The 24,184-nt window shown below is 62.1% G+C and carries 26 protein-coding genes; 14 read left to right on the forward strand and 12 right to left on the reverse strand.

The window, feature by feature from the left end; genetic code table 11:
- Positions 1-10 precede the first annotated feature (10 nt).
- The gene (locus ICL81_RS06795; protein WP_188034186.1) at positions 11-1,210 is read right to left on the reverse strand and encodes a PotD/PotF family extracellular solute-binding protein; all 1,200 of its coding nucleotides are present in this window, start codon (positions 1,208-1,210) and stop codon (positions 11-13) included.
- A gap of 382 nt (positions 1,211-1,592) precedes the next feature.
- Here ICL81_RS06795 and ICL81_RS06800 point away from each other — a divergent pair, with 382 nt between their 5' ends.
- The 3 genes from ICL81_RS06800 to ICL81_RS06810 all read left to right on the forward strand — a co-directional run bounded on the left by ICL81_RS06800 (position 1,593) and on the right by ICL81_RS06810 (position 4,985).
- On the forward strand, positions 1,593-2,060 hold the full coding sequence (locus tag ICL81_RS06800) for an Lrp/AsnC family transcriptional regulator (protein WP_188023772.1): 468 nt from the start codon (positions 1,593-1,595) through the stop codon (positions 2,058-2,060).
- A 2-nt stretch (positions 2,061-2,062) separates the two neighbouring features.
- A complete protein-coding gene (locus tag ICL81_RS06805; RefSeq protein WP_188034187.1) occupies positions 2,063-3,457 on the forward strand; it encodes an aspartate aminotransferase family protein in 1,395 nt (464 codons plus the stop codon).
- Between the two features lie 139 nt (positions 3,458-3,596).
- Positions 3,597-4,985 (forward strand): sodium/glutamate symporter, encoded by a 1,389-nt coding sequence (locus ICL81_RS06810; protein ID WP_353055450.1) that lies wholly within the window; start codon positions 3,597-3,599, stop codon positions 4,983-4,985.
- A 201-nt stretch (positions 4,986-5,186) separates the two neighbouring features.
- Here the strand turns inward: ICL81_RS06810 and rpsO are convergent, their stop codons facing one another.
- Positions 5,187-5,456 (reverse strand): 30S ribosomal protein S15, encoded by a 270-nt coding sequence (rpsO, locus tag ICL81_RS06815; protein ID WP_188023774.1) that lies wholly within the window; start codon positions 5,454-5,456, stop codon positions 5,187-5,189.
- Positions 5,457-5,589: 133 nt separating this feature from the next.
- Here rpsO and ICL81_RS06820 point away from each other — a divergent pair, with 133 nt between their 5' ends.
- Both ICL81_RS06820 and ICL81_RS06825 read left to right on the forward strand, forming a co-directional pair.
- Positions 5,590-6,423, forward strand: coding sequence for an inositol monophosphatase family protein (locus tag ICL81_RS06820; protein ID WP_188034188.1), 834 nt, complete (start codon positions 5,590-5,592; stop codon positions 6,421-6,423).
- 42 nt (positions 6,424-6,465) lie between these two features.
- Entirely contained in the window at positions 6,466-7,653 is a 1,188-nt protein-coding gene (locus ICL81_RS06825) for a PotD/PotF family extracellular solute-binding protein (protein WP_188034189.1), read from the forward strand.
- Between the two features lie 25 nt (positions 7,654-7,678).
- On the opposite strand, the gene ICL81_RS06830 is transcribed toward ICL81_RS06825, so the two are convergent.
- The 3 genes from ICL81_RS06830 to glp (ICL81_RS06840) are packed head-to-tail and all read right to left on the reverse strand — an operon-like array spanning position 7,679 to position 9,889.
- The gene (locus ICL81_RS06830; RefSeq protein ID WP_188034190.1) at positions 7,679-8,008 is read right to left on the reverse strand and encodes a DUF6457 domain-containing protein; all 330 of its coding nucleotides are present in this window, start codon (positions 8,006-8,008) and stop codon (positions 7,679-7,681) included.
- Positions 8,001-8,630, reverse strand: a complete 630-nt coding sequence (locus ICL81_RS06835) for an NTP transferase domain-containing protein (protein WP_188034191.1) — start codon at positions 8,628-8,630, stop codon at positions 8,001-8,003. Before ICL81_RS06835 ends, ICL81_RS06830 begins: the two co-directional genes overlap by 8 nt.
- Positions 8,627-9,889, reverse strand: a complete 1,263-nt coding sequence (glp, locus tag ICL81_RS06840) for a gephyrin-like molybdotransferase Glp (protein ID WP_188034192.1) — start codon at positions 9,887-9,889, stop codon at positions 8,627-8,629. Before glp (ICL81_RS06840) ends, ICL81_RS06835 begins: the two co-directional genes overlap by 4 nt.
- Positions 9,890-9,997: 108 nt before the next feature.
- On the opposite strand from glp (ICL81_RS06840), the gene fdhD reads away from it, so the two are divergent.
- Positions 9,998-10,939: a formate dehydrogenase accessory sulfurtransferase FdhD gene (gene fdhD, locus ICL81_RS06845; protein ID WP_188034193.1), complete on the forward strand. Its 942-nt coding sequence runs from the start codon at positions 9,998-10,000 to the stop codon at positions 10,937-10,939.
- 54 nt (positions 10,940-10,993) lie between these two features.
- Here fdhD and fmdA read toward each other — a convergent pair whose 3' ends face one another.
- On the reverse strand, positions 10,994-12,244 hold the full coding sequence (fmdA, locus tag ICL81_RS06850) for a formamidase (protein WP_188034194.1): 1,251 nt from the start codon (positions 12,242-12,244) through the stop codon (positions 10,994-10,996).
- Positions 12,245-12,321: 77 nt separating this feature from the next.
- Positions 12,322-12,615, reverse strand: coding sequence for an FmdB family zinc ribbon protein (locus tag ICL81_RS06855; RefSeq protein WP_188034195.1), 294 nt, complete (start codon positions 12,613-12,615; stop codon positions 12,322-12,324).
- A gap of 137 nt (positions 12,616-12,752) precedes the next feature.
- On the opposite strand from ICL81_RS06855, the gene modA reads away from it, so the two are divergent.
- The 3 genes from modA to moaA are packed head-to-tail and all read left to right on the forward strand — an operon-like array spanning position 12,753 to position 15,459.
- The gene (gene modA, locus ICL81_RS06860) at positions 12,753-13,592 is read left to right on the forward strand and encodes a molybdate ABC transporter substrate-binding protein (RefSeq protein ID WP_188034196.1); all 840 of its coding nucleotides are present in this window, start codon (positions 12,753-12,755) and stop codon (positions 13,590-13,592) included.
- Positions 13,589-14,407, forward strand: coding sequence for an ABC transporter permease (locus ICL81_RS06865; protein ID WP_353055451.1), 819 nt, complete (start codon positions 13,589-13,591; stop codon positions 14,405-14,407). The genes modA and ICL81_RS06865 overlap by 4 nt, the downstream gene beginning before the upstream one ends.
- A complete protein-coding gene (moaA, locus tag ICL81_RS06870) occupies positions 14,404-15,459 on the forward strand; it encodes a GTP 3',8-cyclase MoaA (RefSeq protein WP_353055452.1) in 1,056 nt (351 codons plus the stop codon). The genes ICL81_RS06865 and moaA overlap by 4 nt, the downstream gene beginning before the upstream one ends.
- 45 nt (positions 15,460-15,504) lie before the next feature.
- Here moaA and ICL81_RS06875 read toward each other — a convergent pair whose 3' ends face one another.
- The gene (locus ICL81_RS06875; RefSeq protein WP_353055453.1) at positions 15,505-15,936 is read right to left on the reverse strand and encodes a molybdenum cofactor biosynthesis protein MoaE; all 432 of its coding nucleotides are present in this window, start codon (positions 15,934-15,936) and stop codon (positions 15,505-15,507) included.
- Position 15,937: 1 nt separating this feature from the next.
- Positions 15,938-17,155 (reverse strand): ThiF family adenylyltransferase, encoded by a 1,218-nt coding sequence (locus tag ICL81_RS06880; protein ID WP_188034198.1) that lies wholly within the window; start codon positions 17,153-17,155, stop codon positions 15,938-15,940.
- 96 nt (positions 17,156-17,251) lie between these two features.
- On the opposite strand from ICL81_RS06880, the gene ICL81_RS06885 reads away from it, so the two are divergent.
- Genes ICL81_RS06885 through ICL81_RS06900 form a run of 4 tightly spaced genes read left to right on the forward strand, consistent with a single transcriptional unit; the run spans position 17,252 to position 19,839 of the window.
- Positions 17,252-17,533, forward strand: coding sequence for a MoaD/ThiS family protein (locus ICL81_RS06885; protein WP_188034199.1), 282 nt, complete (start codon positions 17,252-17,254; stop codon positions 17,531-17,533).
- A complete protein-coding gene (gene glp, locus ICL81_RS06890) occupies positions 17,533-18,852 on the forward strand; it encodes a gephyrin-like molybdotransferase Glp (RefSeq protein WP_188034200.1) in 1,320 nt (439 codons plus the stop codon). The genes ICL81_RS06885 and glp (ICL81_RS06890) overlap by 1 nt, the downstream gene beginning before the upstream one ends.
- On the forward strand, positions 18,845-19,330 hold the full coding sequence (gene moaC / locus ICL81_RS06895; protein ID WP_188034201.1) for a cyclic pyranopterin monophosphate synthase MoaC: 486 nt from the start codon (positions 18,845-18,847) through the stop codon (positions 19,328-19,330). The genes glp (ICL81_RS06890) and moaC overlap by 8 nt, the downstream gene beginning before the upstream one ends.
- On the forward strand, positions 19,327-19,839 hold the full coding sequence (locus tag ICL81_RS06900) for a MogA/MoaB family molybdenum cofactor biosynthesis protein (protein ID WP_188034202.1): 513 nt from the start codon (positions 19,327-19,329) through the stop codon (positions 19,837-19,839). Before moaC ends, ICL81_RS06900 begins: the two co-directional genes overlap by 4 nt.
- A gap of 15 nt (positions 19,840-19,854) precedes the next feature.
- On the opposite strand, the gene ICL81_RS06905 is transcribed toward ICL81_RS06900, so the two are convergent.
- From ICL81_RS06905 to ICL81_RS06915, 3 genes are all read right to left on the reverse strand, one after another.
- Entirely contained in the window at positions 19,855-20,751 is an 897-nt protein-coding gene (locus tag ICL81_RS06905) for a hypothetical protein (RefSeq protein WP_215394764.1), read from the reverse strand.
- A gap of 365 nt (positions 20,752-21,116) precedes the next feature.
- Positions 21,117-22,568, reverse strand: coding sequence for an NCS2 family permease (locus ICL81_RS06910; protein ID WP_188034204.1), 1,452 nt, complete (start codon positions 22,566-22,568; stop codon positions 21,117-21,119).
- Between the two features lie 206 nt (positions 22,569-22,774).
- Positions 22,775-23,143, reverse strand: coding sequence for an FKBP-type peptidyl-prolyl cis-trans isomerase (locus ICL81_RS06915; RefSeq protein ID WP_188034205.1), 369 nt, complete (start codon positions 23,141-23,143; stop codon positions 22,775-22,777).
- Positions 23,144-23,273: 130 nt separating this feature from the next.
- Here ICL81_RS06915 and ICL81_RS06920 point away from each other — a divergent pair, with 130 nt between their 5' ends.
- Positions 23,274-24,143, forward strand: coding sequence for a fumarylacetoacetate hydrolase family protein (locus tag ICL81_RS06920; protein ID WP_370566861.1), 870 nt, complete (start codon positions 23,274-23,276; stop codon positions 24,141-24,143).
- Positions 24,144-24,184 lie beyond the last annotated feature (41 nt).

The raw sequence follows: 24,184 nt of genomic DNA on the forward strand, positions 1-24,184 counted from the left end.
TATGCAGCCCTTACAGCCCCAGGACGTTCTGGAACGCGGTTGAGTATTTCTTGTCTTCTTCAGCTGACAGTGTGCGGAACGAGTGCAGGTGCTTCCAGTCAGTTTCCGTTGGGAAGATGAGCGGGTTTTCTGCATTCTCGGGGTGAAGTTTCCGCATGGCCTCCTGTGTGCCCGCTACCGGGGGCACGAAGGTGACGTAGTTTGCGACGTCGGCCATAACTTCAGGCTGGTAGTAGAAGTTGATGAGTTCTTCCACTCGCTTCTTAGCCTCTGGGTCTGTGCCGTTCGGTACTGTGAACGAATCAGCCGCAATCATGCCACCCGACTCGGGGATCTCCATCGTCCACTTCGGCCCGTCGGGCTCCTCAGTGTTCATCATGATGACGTCACCAGTCCACGCCATCGCAACGAGTGTGTCACCGGTCTGGAGATCCTGCGTGTAGGAGTTACCCTTCACATTCTTGATCTGGCCACTCTGTAGACCGTCGTCGAGCCATGCGAGAGCCTCGTCGTATTCCTTGTCGCCCCAGTCGCCAGAGGGATCGTACCCAAGGCCGGCAAGAATCATGCCCATGGTGTCGCGCATCTCGGTGAGCACGCCCACCTTGCCCTTGAGCTCGGGCCGCATAAAGTCGTTGAGCTCTTTGATCCCCTTCGGCACCGCTTCTGTGTTCCACACCCAGCCGGAGGCGGGAAGCTGCCACGGGATGGTGAACTCACGGCCAGGATCAACGTCGAGCGCATCCCACTGCGCCTCCACCATGTTGCTCTTCACGTTGGGAAGATTCGCGTAATCAAATTCCTGGATCTGATTGGCCTCGAGCAGACGCGCATTCATCCAGTCAGTGAACGTGATGACGTCGTATCCGGTGTACTGGTTCTGCTTGAGCTGATCTTTGATCTTGCCGTAGAAGGTGTTGTTGTCGTCGATGTCCTCGATGTAGGTGACCTTCATACCCGTCTCCTCTGCGAAGCGGTCGAGCGACGCGAAGCCGCCCGTCTCTTCATCGAAGTCGAGGTAGTAGGTCCAGTTGCCCCATGTGACGCCATTTGCGTCATTCCCGCCGGCGCAAGCGGACAAGCCGAGTGTGCCGAGGCCTGCAGCTCCGAGCATCGCTCCTTTGAGCAGGCGGCGACGATCCATTTGTGCGCCGCGGATCATATTGACGACGTTCTTGACCATTGGGTCTTCTGGCATGCGATTCACCATTTGGGTCTCCTTTGACTCATATGTTGTGCACGTCTGTCTCGCTGTATGTGCACTGCGCGAATCAGCATTTTCATTGCTAACTCACGCATGTTGAATATTTCACAGTTCGCAGGCCAATACCAGGGTGGAGTATCGGTGTTGTCGAATTAGACACAAAACAGTTATCAAACTCGCATCTCATGCGTGAAGGAGCGGCATTCTTCCGCAAGTTCCACTCATTCACTTGCGCGTAGGCAAAAAAGGCGCACCCTATAAGTACGGCTCCATTCGGCCAAAGTTCAGGCTGCAGTTTTTCCTGTGAACTTTCCAAATTGCCTGAATTTCTCGGCATCAGCTTCGGATTCCTTTGCTTTTTTGCTTTCCGACTGACAGAATCAGTGGTGTGGGTACTAAACGAGCCACTCTGGCACTCGATTCGACTTCGAAAGCGATCATTGAGCAACTTCAGCTCGATGGTCGACGTTCGTATGCCGAAATCGGAAAGGCAGTAGGTCTCAGCGAGGCCGCTGTCCGTCAGCGTGTGCAGAAACTCACCGATGCCGGCGTCATGCAGATTGTTGCAGTGACAGACCCAATGCGAATCGGCTTCCACCGACAAGCAATGCTCGGCATACGGGTCTCAGGCGACACCAGGGTCGTCGCCGATCGACTCGCAGAAGTGCCAGAAGTGAGTTACGTCGTGCTCAGCGCGGGTTCCTTTGATCTTCTTGCCGAGGTAGTCTGCGAAGACGATGATGCACTTATCGAGTTGCTGAATGACACCATTCGCCAGCTCGAGGGCGTTTCATCGACCGAGACTTTCGTCTATCTCAAACTCAACAAACAGAAATACGACTGGGGAACACGATAACCATGTCTTTCGATCCAACTGCAGCGGTCGACACTGCAGCTCTCCAGGCTTCGGCCCGGAAGCACATGTGGCCGCACTTCACCAACCGTAAGGTGCTCAACGACGGTATCCCCGTCATCACCCGCGCCGAGGGCCACCACATCTACGACGCAGCAGGCAAGGGCTACATTGATGGCCTTGCTGGTCTCTTCGTTGTGAACGCAGGCCACGGCCGCGATCGCATCGTTCAGGCTGCTGCAAAGCAGATGAAGCAGCTCGACTTCATGCCGATCTGGTCGTACGGTCACCCCGCAGCAATTGAGCTGTCGGAGCGTCTCGCATCGTACGCACCCGGCGAAATGAACAAGGTCTTCTTCACCACCGGCGGTGGCGAAGCTGTTGAGTCGGCGTTCAAGCTGGCTAAGCACTTCTGGAAGATCAAGGGCCAGCCGATGAAGCACAAGGTCATCTCGCGCTCGGTTGCCTACCACGGCACGCCGCAGGGTGCTCTTGCTATCACCGGTATCCCCGACATGAAGAAGTTCTACGAGCCGCTGACCCCCGGTGGTCACCGCGTTCCTAACACGAACTTCTACCGTGCCGATGAGATGGGCGCTCCCTCGAACGACATCGAAGCGTTCGGCCAGTGGGCAGCTAACCGCATCGAAGAGGCTATCCTCTTCGAGGGCCCCGAGACTGTTGCTGCAGTCTTCCTCGAGCCCGTACAGAACTCGGGTGGCTGCTTCCCGCCTCCCCCCGGTTACTTCAAGCGCGTTCGCGAGATCTGCGACCAGTACGACGTCCTCCTCGTTTCGGATGAGGTCATCTGTGCTTACGGTCGTATCGGCGACTTCTTCGCTTCGAAGGCACTCGGCTACGAGCCCGACATCATCACCTCGGCAAAGGGCATCACCTCGGGCTACGTGCCCCTCGGTGCAATGATCGTTGCTGACAAGGTGTCGGAGGTCTTCAACAACGAGGACAACACCTTCTACCACGGCTTCACCTTCGCAGGTCACCCTGCGGCAGCTGCAGCAGCACTCGAGAACCTCGACATCTTCGAGGAAGAAGACCTCAACGGCCGCGTACGCGAGAACAGCCCGCTGTTCCGTGCAGAGCTCGAGAAGCTTCTTGACATCGACATCGTCGGTGACGTTCGCGGTGAGGGCTACTTCTTCGGTATTGAGCTTGTCAAGGACAAGGCAACCAAGGAGACCTTCAACGAAGCTGAGTCGGATCGCCTCCTCCGCGATTACCTCTCGCCCGCTCTCTGGGACGCAGGCCTGTACTGCCGCGCAGATGACCGTGGAGACCCCGTCATCCAGCTCGCTCCCCCGCTGACCATTGGTCCGGCAGAGTTCGCTGAGATCGGCGGCATTCTCCGTAGCGTTCTGAAGGACGCTTCGTCGAAGATCTAATGATCTGGAGCTAAATTGGAGTAATCCGATTTGCTGCGCGAGCGCCCCCACCACTTTTGTGGTGGGGGCGCTTTGCTGTATCCACGCAACGCGCTCAAACAGGGAGTCAATAGGGGCTACATATCACTAGGCTAGGTACGTGTTCGGTGAGTTTTCTAGTACCCAGTGGGATGCACTTGCATTTGTGTATCTTGGCTTCGCTCTCATGGCAGGAATGATCGTGCGCAAGCGGGTGCCAGTCCTGCGGCGCTTGTACATCCCAGGCAGCGTCATTGCAGGCTTCTTGATCTTGCTGCTCGGCCCCCAAATCATCGGGCGGTTCACCGGCGGGTGGAGCTTGTTCCCGGAGCGGGCGCTGCACATCATCGAGTTACTCCCCGGCCTACTCATCAACATCGTGTTCGCTGGCATCATGCTGGGCAAGTCTCTACCTTCGTTCAAGCAAGTCTGGAAAGAAGCCGCCCCGCACGTAATTCTGGGCAGCGTGTTTTCCTTCGGCCAGTTTGCGCTTGGAGCACTCGCAGTCGTCTTCATCCTCACTCCGTTCTTCGGCCTCAATCCGGTCGCAGGGTCCATCTTGGAGATGTCGTTTGCGGGCGGCCACGGCACGATCGCAGGCATGGGCGGCATCCTAGAAGAAGCAGGCGCTCCGGAGATCGTCGATGTGGGTCTCGGACTCGCGACCATCAGCATGCTCACCGGAATCATCGGTGGATCGCTGCTCGTCAACTACGCGATCCGCAACCCCAAAATTCCGGTCGCGCGTACTGCGGATGATCGCACCCCAATTACCTCGTCACTGAGCAAGGTCAAGCCGAATTCGGGTGACCAGGTCGACAACAAGGGCGGCCTTGGGTCTCTCTCACGCAGCTTCGGGGCGATCGCCATTGCCATCGCTCTCGCGATCGTGATGCTGTATACGCTTCGTTGGATTTTGAACCTCGCCGGTTCGTCAGCCCTCGATAACTTCCCACTCTTCCCCTTCACCGTTATTGGCGGCTTCCTCGTGCAGCTCGTGCTCTCGAAGGTCGGGCAAGAAGCCATCCTCGATCGCCGTACGATCAATGACATCTCGGGGCTCGCGCTTGATCTCCTCATCGCGGCAGCCATCGGCACCATGTCACTGGCCGCGCTCGGTGCGAACTGGGTGAGCCTCGTGATTCTCACGATCATCGCATTCGCGTGGAGCGTCTTCGGAATGCTCTGGCTTGGACCGAAGATCCACCGCAAGAACTGGTTCGAGCATTCGATCGCTGACTACGGTCAGTCGCAGGGCAATGTGGCGGCCGGGTTCATTCTCGCTGACATGGCGGATCCGGCACATGAGACGACCGCAGCTCGCGCATACGGCTACAAGCAGCTCATCTATGAACCCTTGCTCGGCGGCGGCATTCTCACGGCCTTCGCCGTTCCAGTGATCCTCTCAATCGGATCATTGTGGTTTGGCCTTGCGAGCATCGTGATCACGCTGCTTCTCATTCTCTGGGGCGTAAAGCGCGGTCGCAAGCCCGCACACCTCGCGGCGTAGCACACAGACGTTCAGGCGCTTTCGCAGGGCAGGGGCCGCTCTCATTTGGGAGCAGCCCCTGCCCTGCGTTGGAGCGTCATCAAACGGCGATCACCTCTGCCGATATGAGCAAAACGACCCGAAGATACAACAACGCCCCGGGCTCGGAAGCCACGGGGCGTTGTTCAGACAGTCCGGCGATCACCGGAAGTCAGAAGCTACTTATCGGCGGAGGCCGAGACGCTCGATGAGCGAACGGTAGCGGGTGATGTCAGTCTTCTGGAGGTAGCCCAGGAGACGACGGCGCTGACCAACGAGGAGAAGGAGGCCACGGCGCGAGTGGTGATCGTGCTTGTGGTCCTTGAGGTGCTCGGTGAGATCCTTGATGCGCTTGGTGAGAAGTGCAACCTGGACCTCGGGGGAACCCGTGTCGCCCGGAGTGGTTGCGTATTCTTCCATGATCGCCTTCTTGACGTCTGCTGCGAGTGCCATGGAGATCCCCTTTCGATTGCTGCGCGGCGCTAGTAACAGAATGTTCTAGCTCTCTTAATCCGCGGCCGTTATTACGGCAACCTGACTACCTTACCACTATTTAGCACGCTACTCACCTCACTAGGCTCGAGGCATGGCATACCTGACGCCCACAGCACTCCAAGCCGCCCTTCCCGAGCTTGAATCACTCGCCGCAACACTCGCCCGCGAGGCAGGAATCGAGGCTATGCGTATGCGCGCCGAAGGCGTGAGCGTTGCCGCGACGAAGTCGAGCGACATCGATATCGTGACCTACGCTGATCGTGCGACCGAGGCACGCATCACTGCCGCGCTCCGTGCGGCACGGCCAGATGACGGCATCCTTGGCGAAGAGGGTGCCTCCGCAGAAGGCGCAAGCGGCATCACCTGGGTTATTGACCCGATCGATGGCACCGTGAACTATCTCTACGATCAGCCGGCATACGTGGTGAGCATTGCGGCGACCGTCGCTGATCCGCTCGCCTTCGCTGATGGTCGCCGTGCGGTCGCGGGTGCGGTGTATGCGCCACGCTTTGATGAGCTCTTTTCGGCACACACTGGCGGCGGATCGCGTCTCAACGGTTCCGTTCTCAACGTGAGTGACGTGGCAACGCCCGCCCACGCACTCGTCGCCACTGGCTTTGGCTACACGGTCGAACGAAAGCACGAGCAGCTTGTGCTGCTCACCCGGCTACTCCCAAGGATCCGCGATATTCGACGTCTCGGGGCGGCAGCGTACGATTTGTGCTCACTCGCTGCTGGCCGCGTGGATGCCTTTTACGAGAAGGGACTGCAACCGTGGGACTACGCGGCTGGCGCCCTCATCGCGAGCGAGGCGGGCGCAATGATTCTCGGTGCCGATGAGCAGACGGCTCCTGGCGAACCGCTGTTGTTTGCGGGAAACGAGACACTCGTCACGAAAATACGAGACATCGTTCGCGGTCTCTGAGAGACTGCTTGGGCAGTACAAAGTATCTCCAAAGGAGGAGACATGCGAAGTGAGCCTAACGATCCCATCATCGCCAGCCTGGTGCGGGCAGCAAAGTCCCGGCAGGTCAGCCGTCGCCAGCTGTTCACCGGTCTCGGTGTTGGTGCTGCAGCCCTCGGAGCAACGTCGCTCACGGGTTGCGCGGATGCGAGCGGCAAGGAGGGACAGATTCGCTGGGCGAGCTGGACCTACTACCTGGATTTCGACGAGGACACCCAGGACTACCCCACGCTCAATGCGTTCATCGAGAAGACCGGCATTGATGTCCAGTACTTCGAGGACGTCGACGACAACAAGACCTTCATCGGCAAGATCAAGGATCAGCTGAAGCTCAAGCAGGACACCGGTTACGACCTGTTCACGCTGACCGACTCATCGCTCGTACGCATCTTCGAGCAGGATCAACTGCTGCAGTTTGACCGCGCGCTCATGCCTCACGTCGAGGCTGAGATGATCGACATCTTCAAGCACGCGACGTTTGACCCGAATCGCGAATGGGCTATCCCCTTCCAGGGCGGCATGACCGGCCTCTGCTACAACGCGCAGCTGTACCCGAAGGGTGTCAAGACCGTTTCGGATCTCTGGGCAGCAGACCTCAAGGGCAAGATCAGCCTGCTCTCAGAGCAGGACGACACCCTCGGTCTCATCATGCTCGAGCAGGGCGTCGACATTGCCGGCGAATGGGGTGACGACGAGTTCAACGCTGCGCTCGCTGTCGTTGAGGAGCAGATCGCTCGCGGTCAGGTCTTCAATGTGAAGGGCAACTCGTACACGCAGGACTTGCAGAACGGCAGCGTGCTCGCCGCGATGTGCTGGTCGGGCGATATCGCAATGCTCAATGAGGAAGCCGGCGAGGAGATCTGGAAGTTCGTGGTCCCCGAGTCGGGCTCCCCGCTCTTCATCGACTCGTTCTGCATGCCAGAAACCGCAGTTCCCGTCGACGACATCCACAAGCTCGTCGATTACTACTACGAGCCTGAGGTCGCGGCGCAGGTCGCGGAGTACGTCCAGTACGTGACCCCGGTCAAGGGTGCACGCGACGCGATGGCAAAGCTGAACCCCGAGATGGCAGACAACCCGCTCATCTTCCCGGATGAGGAAATGTCAAAGCGCATCTACGACATGCGTTCGCTCTCCTCACAGGAGGACAACAAGTTCGCCCAGGCCTACCAAAAGGTGCTCGGCAACTAGCATTGCAGGCGCACCAGGATGCGCCTCAGTAGCTACTCGTGCCCGGCTGGGGAGCGTCGTTGCTGTCAGAAGCAGCACGATCCTCCCAGCCGAGCACGAGTTCGCCAAGCTGACCCGCAAGGGCCTTCAGGGCGAGCGGATCGCCAGCAGCCCCAACGGCCACTCCGAGCAGGAATGTGCTCAGCGGCGCCGCAGGACGAGCCACGTTTCGCGCGATGAGCTTCGCCGCGTGCAACACGATACGCGTGGTCTCGGTGTCGAGCTCGACGTTGTCATCGGTCACGCCGATCTCGGCCGCCGCAGCCGCCAACCATTCGTCGAGTGCTGCCGGTGGAAGATGCTTGCTGTCAGACATTCTCTACTCCTCCTGTTGCTGCGGTGCGTTCCGTTTCTGCCGCCCGCTGTGCTGCCGCAAGGTCTGCCGGCGTATCGATGTCGGCCGTGGCCGCCGCCGAAGCATCGAGCCACCGCACGTCGAGCGCGCCGGTCACCGCGCGCAACGGTAGGTTCACGACGCTTCCCTCGCGAGCTTCGACCTCAGCGACTGCGGCATGAAGCGTCCTCACACAGTAGTTTCCGGCGAGCCACTGCGGACGCCCGTCGGGATCTGTGAGGACAACTGCCTCGCCCTCGCCCAAATCCGCGTCTGTGAGCAACGCTACGACCGCTGCCGGCCGCACGAGATCACACGCGAGCACGAGTACCCGATCGGCGGTTACCCGAGGCAGAGCGGCCGCCAGTGCCGCGAGCGGCCCACCAAAGGCTGGCTCCTCACGTACCCCGATGCACCCGTCTGGCACCACTGCTGCCGGACCAGCCACAATGACCTCCGACGTCACCGCACCACCGCGCACGGCAGCAATCACCCGCGCGAGCAGCGTTTCCCCGCCGACCACCACGCGAGCCTTGTCTGCGCCGAGGCGGGATCCGCGCCCACCCGCGAGCACGATCGCACTGAGCGAAGCATGCGCGCTCACACTGCACCTCCGACGAGAATCACGTCCACGACATCGCCCGCGCGCACATCGCCATGTTCGGGTGGCACGAGCGCGTAACCCGCGGCACCGCCGCCGCTGCTAACCGCGTGCGAGACTCGACGCTCATGCACGGCCGGCACGCACTCGAGCCCGGCTTCGCTCGCTTCCAGGCGGATCGGCAGCACCTGCAGCCGGCCACGCGATCCGCGCCAGTCAACGCCAGCGCGCACGGGCACCCGCACGCGATCGACGACCGTCCGCCCCTGCATCCGCAGGAGGGCCGGCCTGACAAACAGTTCGAACGAGGTCGCTGCGCTGCCGGGGTTGCCTGGGAGCGCGAAGATCCATGCACCACCGGCCAGGCGTCCAGCACACTGCGGCTGACCGGGCTTCACAGCAACGCGCACGGCGCGCACTTCGGGTTCGGCAGCAAGCGCAATGCGCACGATGTCGTGCGCGCCTGGACCGACGCCGCCGGTCGTGATGATGACGTCCACCTCGCTGGCGAGGTGGCTGATCCGCGCCCCGAATGAATCTGGGTCGTCTGCACTCACGGCGTGCACGATGGCCCCGATTCCGGCTTCCGCGAGCAGGCTCACGATGAGGAGCGAGTTTGACTCTGAAATCTGGCCTCGGGCGAGCTGGGTTCCCGGCGCCTGTAGCTCCGAGCCAGTCGCAATCACGGCGACCCGGGGCGCGCGGTGCACAGCGACACTCCCCACACCAGCGGCGGCGAGCGCGGCGATGCGCATGGCGGTGAGCGGATCTCCCGCAGCAGCGATGGACATGTCAGCCGTCACGTCTTCACCGCGGCGCCGCACATGAGCGCCCGGCCTTGGGACAGCACTGAACGACACCGAGTCGTGCGCCCACTCGCCTGGCCCGTCTTTGCCAACTCCAGCCTCTACCGGAACGATTGCGTCTGCGTCTGTGGGCAGCGGCGCCCCGGTCATGATGCGGACACACTCCCCCGGTGCGATCGCGGGATCAGCGGCGCTACCCGCTGCCACCTCGCCGATGATGCGCAACCCAACCGGTGCTGTCGCGCTTGCCGCGGCAAGGTCGACGGCGCGCACGGCGTAACCGTCCATGGCCGAGTTGTCCCACAGCGGCAGGTCGTGCTGCGCAGCGACGTCAGCAGCGAGTGTTCGGCCGTGAGCCTCACGGAGCGGGACGGACTCGACGGACAACCGTGGAACCTCAGCGAGGATCCACTTGAGGTGATCCGCCGCCGGAATAAGGGATTCTGTACCCGCCATCGCGTTCTCCGCCCGTTTGAGCCGATATTGGCGCCTGCTGCTGCCCGCGCCTCGTTGCCGTCCGCGCGCCACGCGGCACGGGACTCGTTTCGATGCTATCCAAGAACTGTGTCACGAATCACCGCACGACGTCAGATCACTCGGATTACTGTGGGCGAGCTGCCCAAGCGCCGCAAGGACTTCCTCACCGTCGAGGAGCCGCTCGAGATCCGCGTCGGCAACAAACCACTGGCGGTGACGATGCGCACGCCCGGCCACGATGTCGAGTTGGCCGCTGGCTTCCTCGTCTCCGAGGGCGTGATATCCGCTCCCGAACACTTCTTTACGGCGCAATTCTGCGGGGGCGCGGATCAGCCACCCACCGACGGGCCTGCCCCCAACCGCGTGAATCTGCTGGGTCAGGTCGGCCTCGCGAACCCGTTTGCGGCTCCCCCAACGCTCGGTGACGCGGCGAACACCTACAACGTGCTCGACGTCACGCTCGCCGCTGGTGTTGCACCGCCTGATCCCTCACTCGAACGAAACTTTACGACCACGAGCTCCTGTGGGCTCTGCGGCAAGGCAACCATCGACGCTGTGCATACGCAGTCTCATTTCGGGGTGGCGGATGATCCGCTCACCATCTCGGCTGCAGCGCTCGTGTCGTTCCCTGACAAGCTCCGCGCAGAACAGGCCGTTTTCGAGCGCACTGGCGGCCTCCACGCGGCAGGCCTGTTCGACGGCCGCACGGGTGAGCTACTCGTCCTGCGCGAAGATGTTGGCCGCCACAATGCCGTCGACAAGGTCGTCGGCTGGGCACTCCTCAACGGTCGTCTGCCGCTGCGTTCGTGCGTGCTCATGGTGTCTGGTCGCGCGAGCTTCGAGCTCACGCAGAAATCGATCATGGCTGGCATTCCGATGCTCGCGGCGGTCTCGGCGCCCTCGTCCCTCGCGATGGACCTTGCGCAGGCCGAAGGGCTCACGCTTGTTGGCTTCCTGCGGGGCGAGTCCATGGTGGTCTACAGTCGGGCGGATCGCATTACCAACGAAGCTCCCCCGGTCGCCGAGTAATCGGGTCGCGAGGGAGCTTCGGAGGTACGGCGGGCGAGCCGCTGTTGCTAGCGCTTAGGCGTTCGCGCGCGGTGCACCGATTCCCGGATCGATCTGCACGGGACCCGACGCCGACGGACGAATGTCGAAGTCGAAGATCGCAGTGGGCAGATAGACGGTCGAACACGAGTTCGGAATGTCAACGACGCCCGACAGGCGCCCCTCGATCGGTGCCGCACCGAGCAGGAGGTAGGCCTGCTCAGGGCTGTAGCCGAACTTGGTGAGGTAATCGATTGCGTGGAGGCACGCACGCTGATAGGACAGGTGCGAGTCGAGGTAGCGCTGCTCCCCCTCGAGGGTGACCGACGTACCCGAGAACGCGAGCCACTCGCTGTACTGCGGCTCTACGTTGCCCGGCATAAAGATCGCGTTTTCCTTCACGCCATACGTCTCCATACCGCCGCGGATGATGTCGACGCGCAAGTCAATGAAGCCGCCCATCTCAATCGCGCCGCAGAAGGTGATCTCGCCATCGCCCTGCGAGAAGTGGAGATCACCCACCGAGAAGTTCGCACCGTCAACGAAGACCGGATAGAACACACGAGCGCCCTTGCTGAGATTCTTGATGTCCTGGTTACCACCGTTCTCACGCGGAGGAGCGGTGCGGGCAGCTTCCGAGCCGACGCGCGCCCACTGGTCACGAGGCAGACCACCGAGGATCGCATGCTCTGCCTCAGGTGGCAGTGCGAGCGGTGGAACGCGCAGCGGATCGGTTGCAATGAGGTCGCCCTCACGCTTGTTCCATTTCTGGAGCAGCTGTGCCGAGGGCGCGGTGCCCATGAGACCCGGGTGGATGATGCCGGTGAACGAGACACCGGGAATGTGCCGCGAGGTCGCCGTCTGACCGGCAAAGTCCCATACAGCCTTGTACGCATCAGGGAACTGGTCGGTCAGGAAGCTACCGCCGTTGCGCTTCGCAAAAATGCCGGTGTAACCCCAGCCCTGGCCAGCAAGCGGACCTTCCTCCTGCGGGATCGGGCCGACATCGAGAATGTCAACGATGAGTAGGTCGCCGGGCTTCGCACCCTCAACACGGAACGGGCCGCTGAGCGTGTGCACGGTGAGCAGTGGAGCATCCAGGATGTCTTGCGCGGAGTCATCATTCTTGATCGCACCGTCGAACCACTCACGGCAGTCGACACGGAAGCTGTCACCCGGCTTCACCGTCGCAACCGGCGGGATCTCGGGGTGCCAGCGGTTGTGGCCCAGCTTGTCCTGGTCTACAAACTTCTTATTGGAGTCCAGCTGAAATACATGTTCGGGCATTGAGCTAACCTTCTTCCTCATTCCCCGCGGGCGTCGTTGCACGCGGAAGTCTTCAGTTCACGAAGCCGCCGTTGTATCTAGGGGCGCGGCAGTCTCGCGTGCAGGGGGTTACGCGTCACCGGTTGACGCTTAGGTGGACCAGACGAAGACGTCGGCAACCCCGTCACCACCTGCGGTTCGTGAGCGCTCTGCGTCGCTCGGTCGATGAGTCCATACGCGGAGCTGCCCGCACCCGACAGGTGAGGAGCGGAGACCAGTCGAGTCGCAGTGCTGTCGCATGACCGGCACTCAGTCTCTCGCGGCACATCGGCCATCGCGAACAGGGCATCAAATTCGCACCCTGACTGACAGCGGAATCGGTAGTTCGGCATTCTCACACCCTTCTGCGTGACGCATCGTCGCGCGCACTCGGTGCCCAGCGACGCTGCTGGATAACTCACCTGCTTCGAAGCTATCGACCTCTGCGAGCTGCGTCAATGGTCTGAGGAGCGTGGATATACTGCGAGGCATGACCCAACGTCGTTTCATTTCTCGCCCTGTTCGCCGCGTACTCACCGCCACCGCTGCAATTGCGGTCGCAATCGGGTCGCTTACCGCCTGCGCAAGCACCGAAAAGGGCGCGGATCAGCCAGCAGCAGAATCGACAGATTCACTCACCGGCGAGCTCAACGTCGCCGCGGCAGCATCCCTGCAGCCCGCATTTGAAGAGCTCAGCGAGCAGTTCACCGCCGAACACCCCGATGTAAAGATCACGCTCTCGTTCGATGGCTCCTCGGTGCTCGCCACCCAGATCCTCGAGGGCGCACCAATCGACGTGTTCGCCTCGGCAGACGAAGCAAACATGCTCAAGGTGACAGACGAGAAGCTCAACGCCGTCGATCCCATCACCTTCGCCACCAGCAGCCTCGAAATCGCAGTCGCTCCAGGCAACCCGCTCGGCATCACGGACCTCGCGTCACTCGCACAGCCGACCACCTCCGGTGAGACACCCGTCGTCGTGCTGTGCGCGGCTGAGGTGCCCTGCGGCGCAGCATCGCACAAGCTCCTCGACCGCGACGGTGTCACCCTCTTCCCGGCAAGCGAAGAGCAGAGCGTCACCGCTGTCCTCACGAAGGTTGCAGCTGGCGAAGCCGACGCCGGCCTCATCTACCGTTCCGACGTGCTCCGTTCAGAGGGCGGCGTCGAGGGCATCGAAATCGCAGGCTCGAACGAAGCATCAGGCAGCTACCTCATTGCGCCGCTCACCTCCTCCGCATCACCCGAAGCAGCACTCGCGTTCGCTGAACTCATGAACAGCACAGCAGCACAGCAGCTCTTCGAAAAGCTCGGGTTCGGCCCAGCAGCGTGACCCACCAGCACAGCCGCGCCCGCAAGGATCTGCCTGCGATCATCATCGCGCCGGCAGTGCTTGCGGGCGCGCTCCTGCTGCTGCCCTTCATTGCACTCCTCGCACGGATCAATTGGGCAGCGCTGCCCGAGATCCTCGCACAACCGGAAACGCTCTCCGCGCTGCGCATCTCCATCGTGACCGCGCTCGCCGCAACCGCGTGCTGTCTCGCTCTCGGGGTCCCGCTCGCGATCGTGCTTGCGCGCACCTCCGGACTACTCGCAGCCGGGTTGCGGGCGATTGTCACGCTCCCGCTCGTGTTGCCGCCGCTGGTCGGCGGCCTCGCGCTCCTCTCACTCCTCGGCAGGAACGGTCTCATCGGCGGGTGGCTCGCGGAGCTGGGGATCCGCATCCCCTTCACCATGACCGCGGTCGTGATTGCGCAGACGTTTGTCGCACTGCCGTTCCTGGTGATTTCGGTTGAGGGAGCCCTACGCTCGCTCGATCCTGCCTACGAGGAGGCCGCGTCGACGCTCGGCGCATCCCCCACTGCCGTGCTCTGGCACGTCACCCTGCCGCTCATCGCGCCAGGACTTATTGCCGGCACGATCATGTCGTTCACGCGTGCACTCGGCGAATTCGGCGCAACCGCGCTCTTCGCCGGCAATGCCGAAGGCACCACCCGCACCGTGCCCCTCGCGATCTACACCGCGTTCAACGGCGCCGGTGTGACGCAAGACATCGCCCTCGCGCTATCACTCGTGCTCGTCTCGGTCTCGGTCATTGCGCTTGTCGTGCTGCGCGGTCGCACCACGCCTGACAGGATGGCAACGTGACTTCCCAACGCCGCATCGCTCAGCTGCCCTCAACCGGCCTGGTCGATGCGCGCGGACGTGGGCTGCGCGACCTGCGCATCTCGGTGACGGATCGCTGCAACTTCCGCTGTGTGTACTGCATGCCAAAGGAAATCTTTGGCCGCGACTACCAGTTCATGGAACGCTCAGAGTTGCTCACATTCGAGGAGATCGAACTCGTGGCGCGCGCCGCGGTCGAACTCGGCGTTGACAAGCTGCGCATCACCGGTGGCGAGCCACTGCTACGGCGCGGCATCGAGGGGTTGATTGAGCGGCTTGCCGCGATCCGCACCCCTGACGGACGCAAGCCAGATCTTGCACTGACAACCAATGGCGCCGCCCTGCCGGTGAAGGCCGCGGCGCTCAAGGCCGCCGGGCTCGACCGTGTGACGGTGTCGGTGGATTCGCTCGATGACGCGAAGTTCCGGGAGATGAATGACGTCGGGTTCCCGCTCGACCGCGTCTTTGCTGGCATTGCAGCCGCTGCCGATGCCGGCCTCGGACCGATCAAGATCAATGCCGTCATCAAGCGCGGCGTGAATGAGTCTGAGATTGTTCCGCTCGCCGAACGGTTCCGCGGCACCGGCCACACGCTCCGTTTCATCGAGTACATGGATGTTGGTGCATCCAACGGTTGGAAACTCGATGAGGTCGTGCCTTCGGCCGAGATCGTGCGTGCGATTGACGCGGTGCATCCGCTCGAACGCATCGGACCCGAGCGGCCTGGCGAGACCGCCGTGCGCTGGAAGTACCGTGACGGCGCCGGTGAGATCGGCGTCATCTCGAGCGTCACCGGGGCGTTCTGCGGAACCTGCACGCGCGCCCGCATCTCAGCAGACGGCCAGATCTTCACGTGCCTCTTCGCCGATCACGGATTCGACCTACGCGCACTCGTTCGCGGGGGCGCGGATCACCGCACCATTGTCGCGGCTCTCGCCGAGCTGTGGGCGGTACGTGACGACCGTTACTCAGAGCAGCGCGCCGAACTCTCCGGCAACCGCGACCGCATCGAAATGTCGTACATCGGGGGCTAGCCCGGTGCTACTGAGCGCCGGGTACTTCTTGGGATCGGGTGCGGCCTACAGCCCAACCCACTCAGAAATGCCGTCGGCAAAGTGCTGGCGCTTCCAGATCGGCACCTCGGCCTTAATCCGCTCGACCAGCTCTTCGATCGCGGCGAACGCTTCTGCCCGGTGCGGAGCCGATGCCGCGGCAACGAGCGCCGCATCGCCAATCTTGAGCGCCCCTACGCGGTGAGCTGCTGCGAGCCGCAAGCCTGTGCGGGAAGCTGCCTCAGCGACACACTCTCGCAGGAAACGCTCGGCATCAGGGTGAGCCTGGTAATCGAGCGCGGCAACACCCTTGCCGCCGTCGTGGTCGCGCACAATGCCGTGAAACATGACGAGGGCACCGCACTCATCCGCGTTCACCGCAGCACGGATCGCCGTCTCATCAAGCAAGTCCTCGGTGACGCGAGCGTAGAGCGCTGCTTGAGTTTCTGATGCTGACACGTCAGTAGCCTTTCGTGGGTGTGGCTGATCCGCGCACAATATGGTCGGGGGCGGATCGCGCGAAGGCATCGATTCCGCCGCGCAAATACGTCACGTTCTCCCAGCCTGCTGCGGCGAGCGCGCTGGCTGCGCGGATCGAGCGGGGGTCACGTTCGCAGTAGATGATGGTGACTCGATCTGCAGCGCCTGGCACGGGCAGATCTCCGGCCTCGATGCGGCTGACGTCGTGGTGACGCGCACCGGTGAGGCGGCGGCCCGCAAACTCTGCCACACTGCGGACATCGATGAGGTCGATAGCTGCGCGTTCGTCGGCATCGGAGAGCAGGCGCGCCAGATCAACTGAGTCGACGGAAAGAATTGATGCGTCATCAGGTGCGCTGCCCTGGGATACTCCAGCACGAGTGACGGCACACGCGACATCGAGGTCAACGAGCTCGGTAATCGCTGCCGCCTCTGGGTCACGGCCGTACGGAATCTCTCGGGTACGGGCGCTGAGTGCGTCATACGTGAGCACGCGTCCGATGAGCGGATCACCTACCCCCGCGATGAGCTTCATAGCCTCGGTCGCGAGCAGTGAGCCTACCGTGCCGCAGAGCCCAGGGAGCACGCCGCCCTCTGCGCAGTTGAGTACCTCGTCTGCACCGGGCGGATCAGGAAACAGATCTCGATATCCGGGCCCGTTCGCATGCCACGCAACACTCACCTGCCCCGAGTACTGCAGAATCGCACCCCACACGAGCGGGATGCCCGCGAGATGCGCGGCGTCGTTTACGAGATAACGCGTCGCAAAGTTATCGCTGCCATCGATCACGAGATCGTAATCGGCGAATATCCCGCGGGCGTTCGCCACCGTAAGCCGCAGGTGGTGTTCGTCAACCAAGATTGCGGGATTGAGCGCGTGCACGGTCTCGGCGAGCGAGGTCACCTTCGGGCGGCCGATATCTGCCGTGCCGTGCGAAACCTGGCGGTGCAGGTTCGACAGCTCGACGAGATCATCGTCGATGATCCCGATCCGCCCGATGCCTGCGCCAGCCAGATACGGAACCACCGCGCTGCCAAGGCCACCGGCCCCGACCACGAGCACCCGAGCCGCTGCCAGGCGCCGCTGAGCGAGCTCGCCGAAGCCAGGCAGAATGATCTGACGGTGAGCGCGTGCTCGCGCCTCGTCGGTGAGCGCAGGGGTCGGCTCTACGAGCGGCGCGATCCTTGCGGTGTTCATGTCCCCATCTTAGGTGTGCACGGCACTGCTATTCACACCTGCGGCACACACTGCGGCGAGCGCCAGTGTGACCTGCCAGCACAGTACGATGGCAGCATGTCGAAGATCACCGTCAGATACTTCGCCGCCGCAGCGGAAGCGGCAGGCCGCGATGCAGAGGTCTTGGAGTTTGCGAGCGAACTCCCATCTCTCGATGACCTCCGTTCAGACCTCGTCGCTCGCTACGGCGACGCGATTGCCCGCGTGCTCAAGTCGGGGTCGTTCCTCGTAAACGGCACCGTGCGCCGCGACGGTGGCGCCCTCGTCGCTGCCGGTACAGAAACCGGCCCCAATGACGAGCACACCGTCGACGTCCTCCCCGCGTTTGCAGGCGGGTAATGATGACCGCTGCTGATACCTGCGCCGGCCCGCGGTCGCTCGCCGAGCACACAGAGATTGTGCGGGCCTTGCTGGCCCCCGTGCTCGCTGCCCGTGCGGCCGCGACGCCAGAGTTGCTGTCGGTACTCGACCCCGCGCTCACCGGCCGCGTGATCGCGGAGCCGCTGACGAGCACCCTCCCCTTGCCGCCATTCGATAACTCACAGATGGATGGCTACGCCGTGCGCACGGCTGACTTTGTGGGTCAAGCGCCGTTCACCCTCACAATCGGCCACACGACCGCTGCTGGTGATCCGCCACTCACGCATGTTGCAGGTACCGCTGCGCCGGTCATGACCGGGGCGCCGGTACCGATCGGTGCCGACGCGGTGATCCCGATCGAGGCGGCGGGCCCGCCAGGTTTCACCGAGTTGCAGCGCGCTGGTCACCCCGCGCCGACTGGCACGGTCTCGTTCGCGGAAGCGCCACCTGCCAATCAGTTTGTCAGGCACGCGGGGTCTGATCTCGCGCTCGGCGAGCAGCTTGTTGCTGCGGGGACGCGGATCACGCCCCCAATCATCGGTCTGCTTGCAAACGCGGGCGTTCAGATGGCGCCGGTACGCCAGCGCCCACGGGTTCTTCTTGTGTCGACGGGTGATGAGGTGTCCACGGCCTCGGATATCGCGAAAACCTCGGCAGGCACGCTGCCAGCCGGCGCAATCTTCGATGCGAATACTCCGATGTTGAGCGCCCTGCTCCGCGAAGCAGGAGCCGAGGTGGTGCATCAGCGGGTGCCAGACGACGCCGAGCATCTGCGCGCGGTTGTTGTTGCAAACGCTGCCGAGTGTGATTTGCTGCTCACCTCCGGTGGCATCAGCGCTGGCGCCTACGAGGTCGTGCGCGATGCGTTCACCGGCTTCGGTGTGACCTTCGCTGGCGTCGCGATGCAGCCGGGTGGGCCACAGGGCGCAGGCCAGCTGACGTTGCCGAGCGCGGACGGCGCGACCGCAACCATGACCGCGCTCTGTTTCCCTGGCAACCCGGTGAGCTGTGCCCTTTCGGCAGAGTGCTTCTTGCTGCCCGTACTGCGCGAATATGCTGGCAGGCCTGGCCGGGCCGCGACAGCGGTACGCCAACTCGCACACGATATCGTCTCGCCAGCGCACAAGCATCAGCTGCGCCGCGGGCGACTATTGCCAGATGGCCAGGTGCGCGTCACGCCACCAAGCTCCCATCTGCTCGCGGATCTTGCCGCAGCCGAAGTTCTTGTTCACATCCCGGTGGGAGTCTCTGCGCTCTCGACCGGCGACGACGTCGAAATCTGGAGACTCCATGACTAACGAACCCCAGCAGCACCTCACCCACATTCGTGAGGACGGCAGCGCGCACATGGTCGATGTCACCGAGAAGGCAGTCACCAAGCGCACCGCCCAGGCGGAAGCCATTTTGGAAACCCGCGCAGACGTCATCAAACAGCTCGTCTCTGGCAACCTGCCAAAGGGCGAGGCACTTGGCACCGCTCGCATCGCGGGCATCATGGCGGCAAAGCGCACTTGGGAGCTCATTCCTCTCTGCCACCCGCTTCCCATCACTAAGCTCGCAATCGATTTTGAACCGAGCGAAACAAGTGTGCGGATCATCGCTTCGGCAACCGTTCGCGGCGTCACCGGCGTGGAAATGGAGGCGCTCACCGCCGCAAGCGTTGCTGCGCTTACTCTGTACGACATGATCAAGGCTGTCGACCATCAGGCAGTGATCTCAAGTACCCGTGTGCTGTCGAAGTCGGGTGGCAAGAGCGGCGACTGGTCGGTCGAGTGATCGCCGCAACTGAGCCGGGCGCACGCGCGGCACGCGTCATCGTGGCTTCGACGAGCGCAGCTGCCGGTACTGCCGCGGATCTCACGGGCCCAATCATCGTGCAATGGCTCAACGACCGGGGGTTCAGCACCCCGGTGGCAGCGGTCGTCGCCGACGGTAGGCCCGTTGGCGACGCGGTACGAGCGGCAATTGACGCTGAAGCTGCACTCGTGTTGACCACCGGTGGCACTGGGATCTCACCGTCTGACGGCACCCCTGAGCAGGTTGCACCGTTGCTCGAAGTACAGCTTCCCGGGTTGATCGAGGCACTTCGGGCACGGGGTGCCACTGTCACCCCGAATGCTGCACTTACCCGCGGGGTCGCGGGGTTCGCCGGTAAAACCTTCATCATGACGTTGCCGGGTTCACCAGGCGGCGTACGCGACGGTCTCGCGGTACTTGACGAGGTTCTTGACCACATGCTCGGGCAGCGGTCAGGTAGCCCGCGCGGTCAGCACCCAGCACGTTAGCCCTCAGCCTGCCACTCAGCGCGATGGCTTCAGGTTGAACTCTTCAAGCGCACGTCGCAGAGACACCCCCGACCCGAAGCCTGCGAGGTGCGCGACAAGGCTGCGACTCCAGCTGGGGTACAGGTCCAACCGTGATTTCGCGTATTCCGCACGTGCCCGGCGAATCTCTTGCGCGATCCGGCAGCCGCGCGCAGAGTACGCACGGTCGAGCGTACTGCGAGACACTCCCAAACGCTGGGCCAGCTGCGCGGCATTGAACTCGGGGTTCGTGAACTCGGCCTGCAACACCCACTGCGCCGACTCAAACAGGCATTCCGTGGCTGGATCTACGACCGTTGAGGTGCGTACGATCGCGCGCGCAACCTCTCGCACGAGCGTGCGCAGCGTGGTGGTGTCATCGCCGATCGTGCCACTGTCGCTGTCGAGAATGCCCTTCAGGTAGCCAAATGAGGCTCGCCCCAGCGGCGCCCGGAGCGTCTCTTCTCGCAGTTTCGCGGCCTCGGGCCGCAGCGGCTCGACCTCACTGCGGTGAAATGTGAACAGCATCCCCTCGCAGTACTCGGGCACCATGAAGGTCAAGCGTTCATCCCCTGGTGGAACGACAAAGAACTGTTCGCTGAATGCGGCGAGCGGCTTGCCAGCCATGGAAATATCGAGACGGCCCTTGGTGCACAGAATCAGCCAGAAGCGCTCACCGCTCCCCACTGCACGCCGTTCACGCACCATCGACACCGGTCCGCACTTGAATTGCGCGATGGTAAATGAGTCAAAAAGCAGCGCATTAATTGCTACGCGGCCAGGGTCACCATCACGTGGAAACAGCTGAAACATTCGATGAAAGTCGATCGGGGTCTGAGTCGGCGTACGGGCGCCCCAGTTCAGGCGGTGCCGACTGTGCTGCGTTGCAGACACATCGCCTGTATCAAGCTCGGTATTCATCGTTGTGTAACGGCCTTCCGTCCCGTAAGCAGAAAAGTGGACAGGTGAAAAGTTACTTTCACGCGCGAACGGGAAGAAGCCAATAGCCAGAGTTGCAGTAGAGAATCGGCTGCTTTCCGTGTTCAGCCTTCACATTCCCGCGTACGAGCGGGCCGTTGTGATCTGCATTACGGATCATGCTCCGTGCCTAGCTGCGCCGCTGGCAACACGATCCGCGCCCGAGACGGCAGGAACTCCGCACGTCCCGCCGAATATCTCCACATTCAGAAACGAAAACGGCCCCGGACTCATTGAGTTCGGGGCCGTGATCCGCGATGCCCATACGGGCGCCTGGGTGGTTACAGGCCGATCATCGCTTCGAACGGTGCACGTGCGAAGAAGATCATGAAGCCTACTGCCACGATCCAGAGGAGCCAGTGGATCTTCTTTGCGCGGCCGCTGAACGCGTTCACGAGCACGTATGAGACGAAGCCCGCACCGATGCCGTTTGCGATCGAGTAGGTCATCGGCATCACTGCAGCGGTCAGGAAGACCGGGAGGAGGATGCGGAAGTCGGTGAGATCAATGTTCTTCACCTGTGCCATCATCATCGCGCCGACGATTACGAGTGCCGCTGCAGCAACCTCAGTCGGAACGATACCGGTGAGCGGTGTGAAGAACATCGCAACGAAGAAGAGCAGACCGGTCACGATGTTTGCAAATCCGGTTCGAGCACCCTCGCCGATACCTGCGCCCGACTCGACGAACACGGTGTTCGACGACGACGAGGTGAGGCCACCGGCGATTGCGCCGACACCCTCGACAACGAGTGCCGACTTGAGGCGGGGGAAGTTGCCCTTCTCGTCAGCGAGGTTTGCCTCGCGCGAGAGACCGGTCATGGTGCCCATTGCATCAAAGAAGTTCGTGAAGAGGAGCGTGAAGACCAGCATGATGACGGTGATCGTGCCGACCTTGCTGAAGTCGAAGCTCACTGCGCCAACGAGGCTCAGATCGGGAACGCTGAAGGGTGCCGAGCCAAGCTCGGGAACGGTGAGTCCCCAGCCGCCAGCGTTGAACTCGCCGTCAGCACCAATCTGCGGTCCGAGGTGAGCGACAGCCTCGACGATGACCGCAATGATGGTTCCGGTAACGAGACCGATGAGAAGGCCACCCTTGACCTTTGCCGCGACGAGGACGCCGGTGAGCACGAGGGTGATGACGAAGATCAGTGTCGGGATCGTTGCGATCGAGCCACCCTGACCGAGGCCAACAGGGGGCGAGTTCTGACCGGTTGCGGTCACAAATCCTGCGTTCACAAAGCCGATGAAGGCGATGAAGAAACCAATACCGACGGTGATCGCAAGCTTGAGCTCAACGGGAACCGCGTCGAAGATCATACGTCGCAGGCCAGTAGCCGCGAGGAGCACGATGAGCACACCGTTGATCACTACGATTGCCATTGCCTCGGGCCAGGTGACTTCCTGGACTACCGAGAACGCGAGGAACGCGTTAATGCCCAGGCCGGCTGCGAAGCCGAAAGGCAGTCGCGAAACCAGGCCGAAGAGAATCGTCATGACACCGGCGGTGAGGGCGGTGACCGCGCTGACCTGACCGAAGTCGAGCATGTTGCCTGCGACGTCAGGCTTTCCCGAGAGGATGATCGGGTTGAGGATCACGATGTAGGCCATCGTGACGAACGTCACGAGACCGCCGCGCACCTCGGTGCCGATGGTGGATCCACGCTCGGAAATTTTGAAGAAGCGGTCGAGCGCGCCCTTCGGTTCAGTCTGCTGAGCGGAGGCTTGAGCCACTGCGTACTCCTTGAGTTACTTGGTCAGAACGCTGATGAGCTACGGATTCGGTATATGAATTCGCAACTATTTAACAGACACACGTTATCAGGTAAAACTCAGAATCAACGATCTCTGGTATCGTCTGCCGATTTCAATGCCATAACAAAAACGCCCCGTCCGCGCTCGAACAGAGCGGACGGGGCGTTACGCCACGGGGCTGAGGCTTAGCTCACACCGAGAAGATCGATCACGAAGATCAGAGTCTTACCTGCGAGGGGGTGGCCACCTGCGGTGCCATATGCCTGCGCGGGAGGAACAACGAGCTTGCGGCGGCCGCCGACCTTCATGCCGGGGATGCCGACCTGCCAGCCCTGGATGAGCGCGCGGAGCGGGAAGTTGATCGACTCGCCGCGACCCCACGAGGAGTCGAACTCTTCGCCAGAGTCGTACTCGACGCCAAGGTAGTGAACGTCGACGGTCGAGCTTGCAAGCGCCTCGGCGCCGTCACCCTCGACAAGATCGATGATCTCGAGCGTTGCGGGAGCCGGACCCTCAGGTGCGTCAATTTCAGGCTTGTTGAGCGAATTCGTCATGTCACCATTCTTACTGCATTCGACCTGAACTGCCACCGATTTCGCTGACAGGAGAGCACGAAATTCATGACTTTCACCGGTTCCGTCGAGCCATTCAGCAAGCTGGACCTTCGTCCGATACCCTGGGATGGTGAGATTCGCGCATATAGCTTTGACCCCAGATTCTTCGCCCGTGCTGGTTGTTCAGCACGGCGACCGCTATGTACGTGTCGCAGACTTCGGCTTCGAGGCGAACACTCTGCAGGAGTTCATTGAGCTCGGTGCAGACGCTCAGGCGCGACTTGCTGACGCGATCACAAAGGCTCCCGACGACGCAGGCATCGCAGTTGATGACGCGGTTTACGGCCCCGGCACCATCAATCCTCCAAGCATCCTCGCGGTTGGCCTCAACTACGACGAGCATGCGAGCGAGCTGAGCCTCGATAACGACTCCGGCCCCGTGCTGTTTTCGCTGTTCCCGAACTCGCTCAATGCTCACGAGGCAGAGGTCAAGCTCCCCCTCAACATCAGCCGGGAGGTTGACTACGAGGCCGAGCTCGGTGTCATCATTGGAAAGCCAGCGAAGAATGTCACGCCTGAAGAGGCCCTCGACTACGTCTTTGGCTATACCGCGGTCAACGACATCACGGCACGCAATATCCAGTTCCAGGAGCCCCAGTGGGCGCGTTGCAAGTCGTTCGATACCTTCACCCCGGTGGGCCCGGTCGTCGTGACCGCAGATGAGATCCCAGACCCCCAGGCGCTCGCTATCACGACCGACGTTGACGATCTGCGCGTCCAGGACTCGACCACAGGCTTCATGGTCCGCACCGTGGCAGAGCTGATTGCTTCACTCTCGCAGGAGCTCACGCTGCTGCCAGGAACGCTCATCTCGACCGGTTCGCCAGGCGGAGCAGGCCGTTCGCGCAAGCCACCGCTGTACTTGACCCCCGGTTCAACCGTGACGGTTACGATCGAGAAGATCGGTGAGCTTCGCTCGTACTGCGTCGAAGCAGACTAAGTACGGTATCCATGCGGAATTCCCGCGGTGATAATGGCTCT

This window comes from Leucobacter sp. cx-328 (assembly GCF_014530035.1).
In the GTDB taxonomy this organism is placed as follows: domain Bacteria; phylum Actinomycetota; class Actinomycetes; order Actinomycetales; family Microbacteriaceae; genus Leucobacter.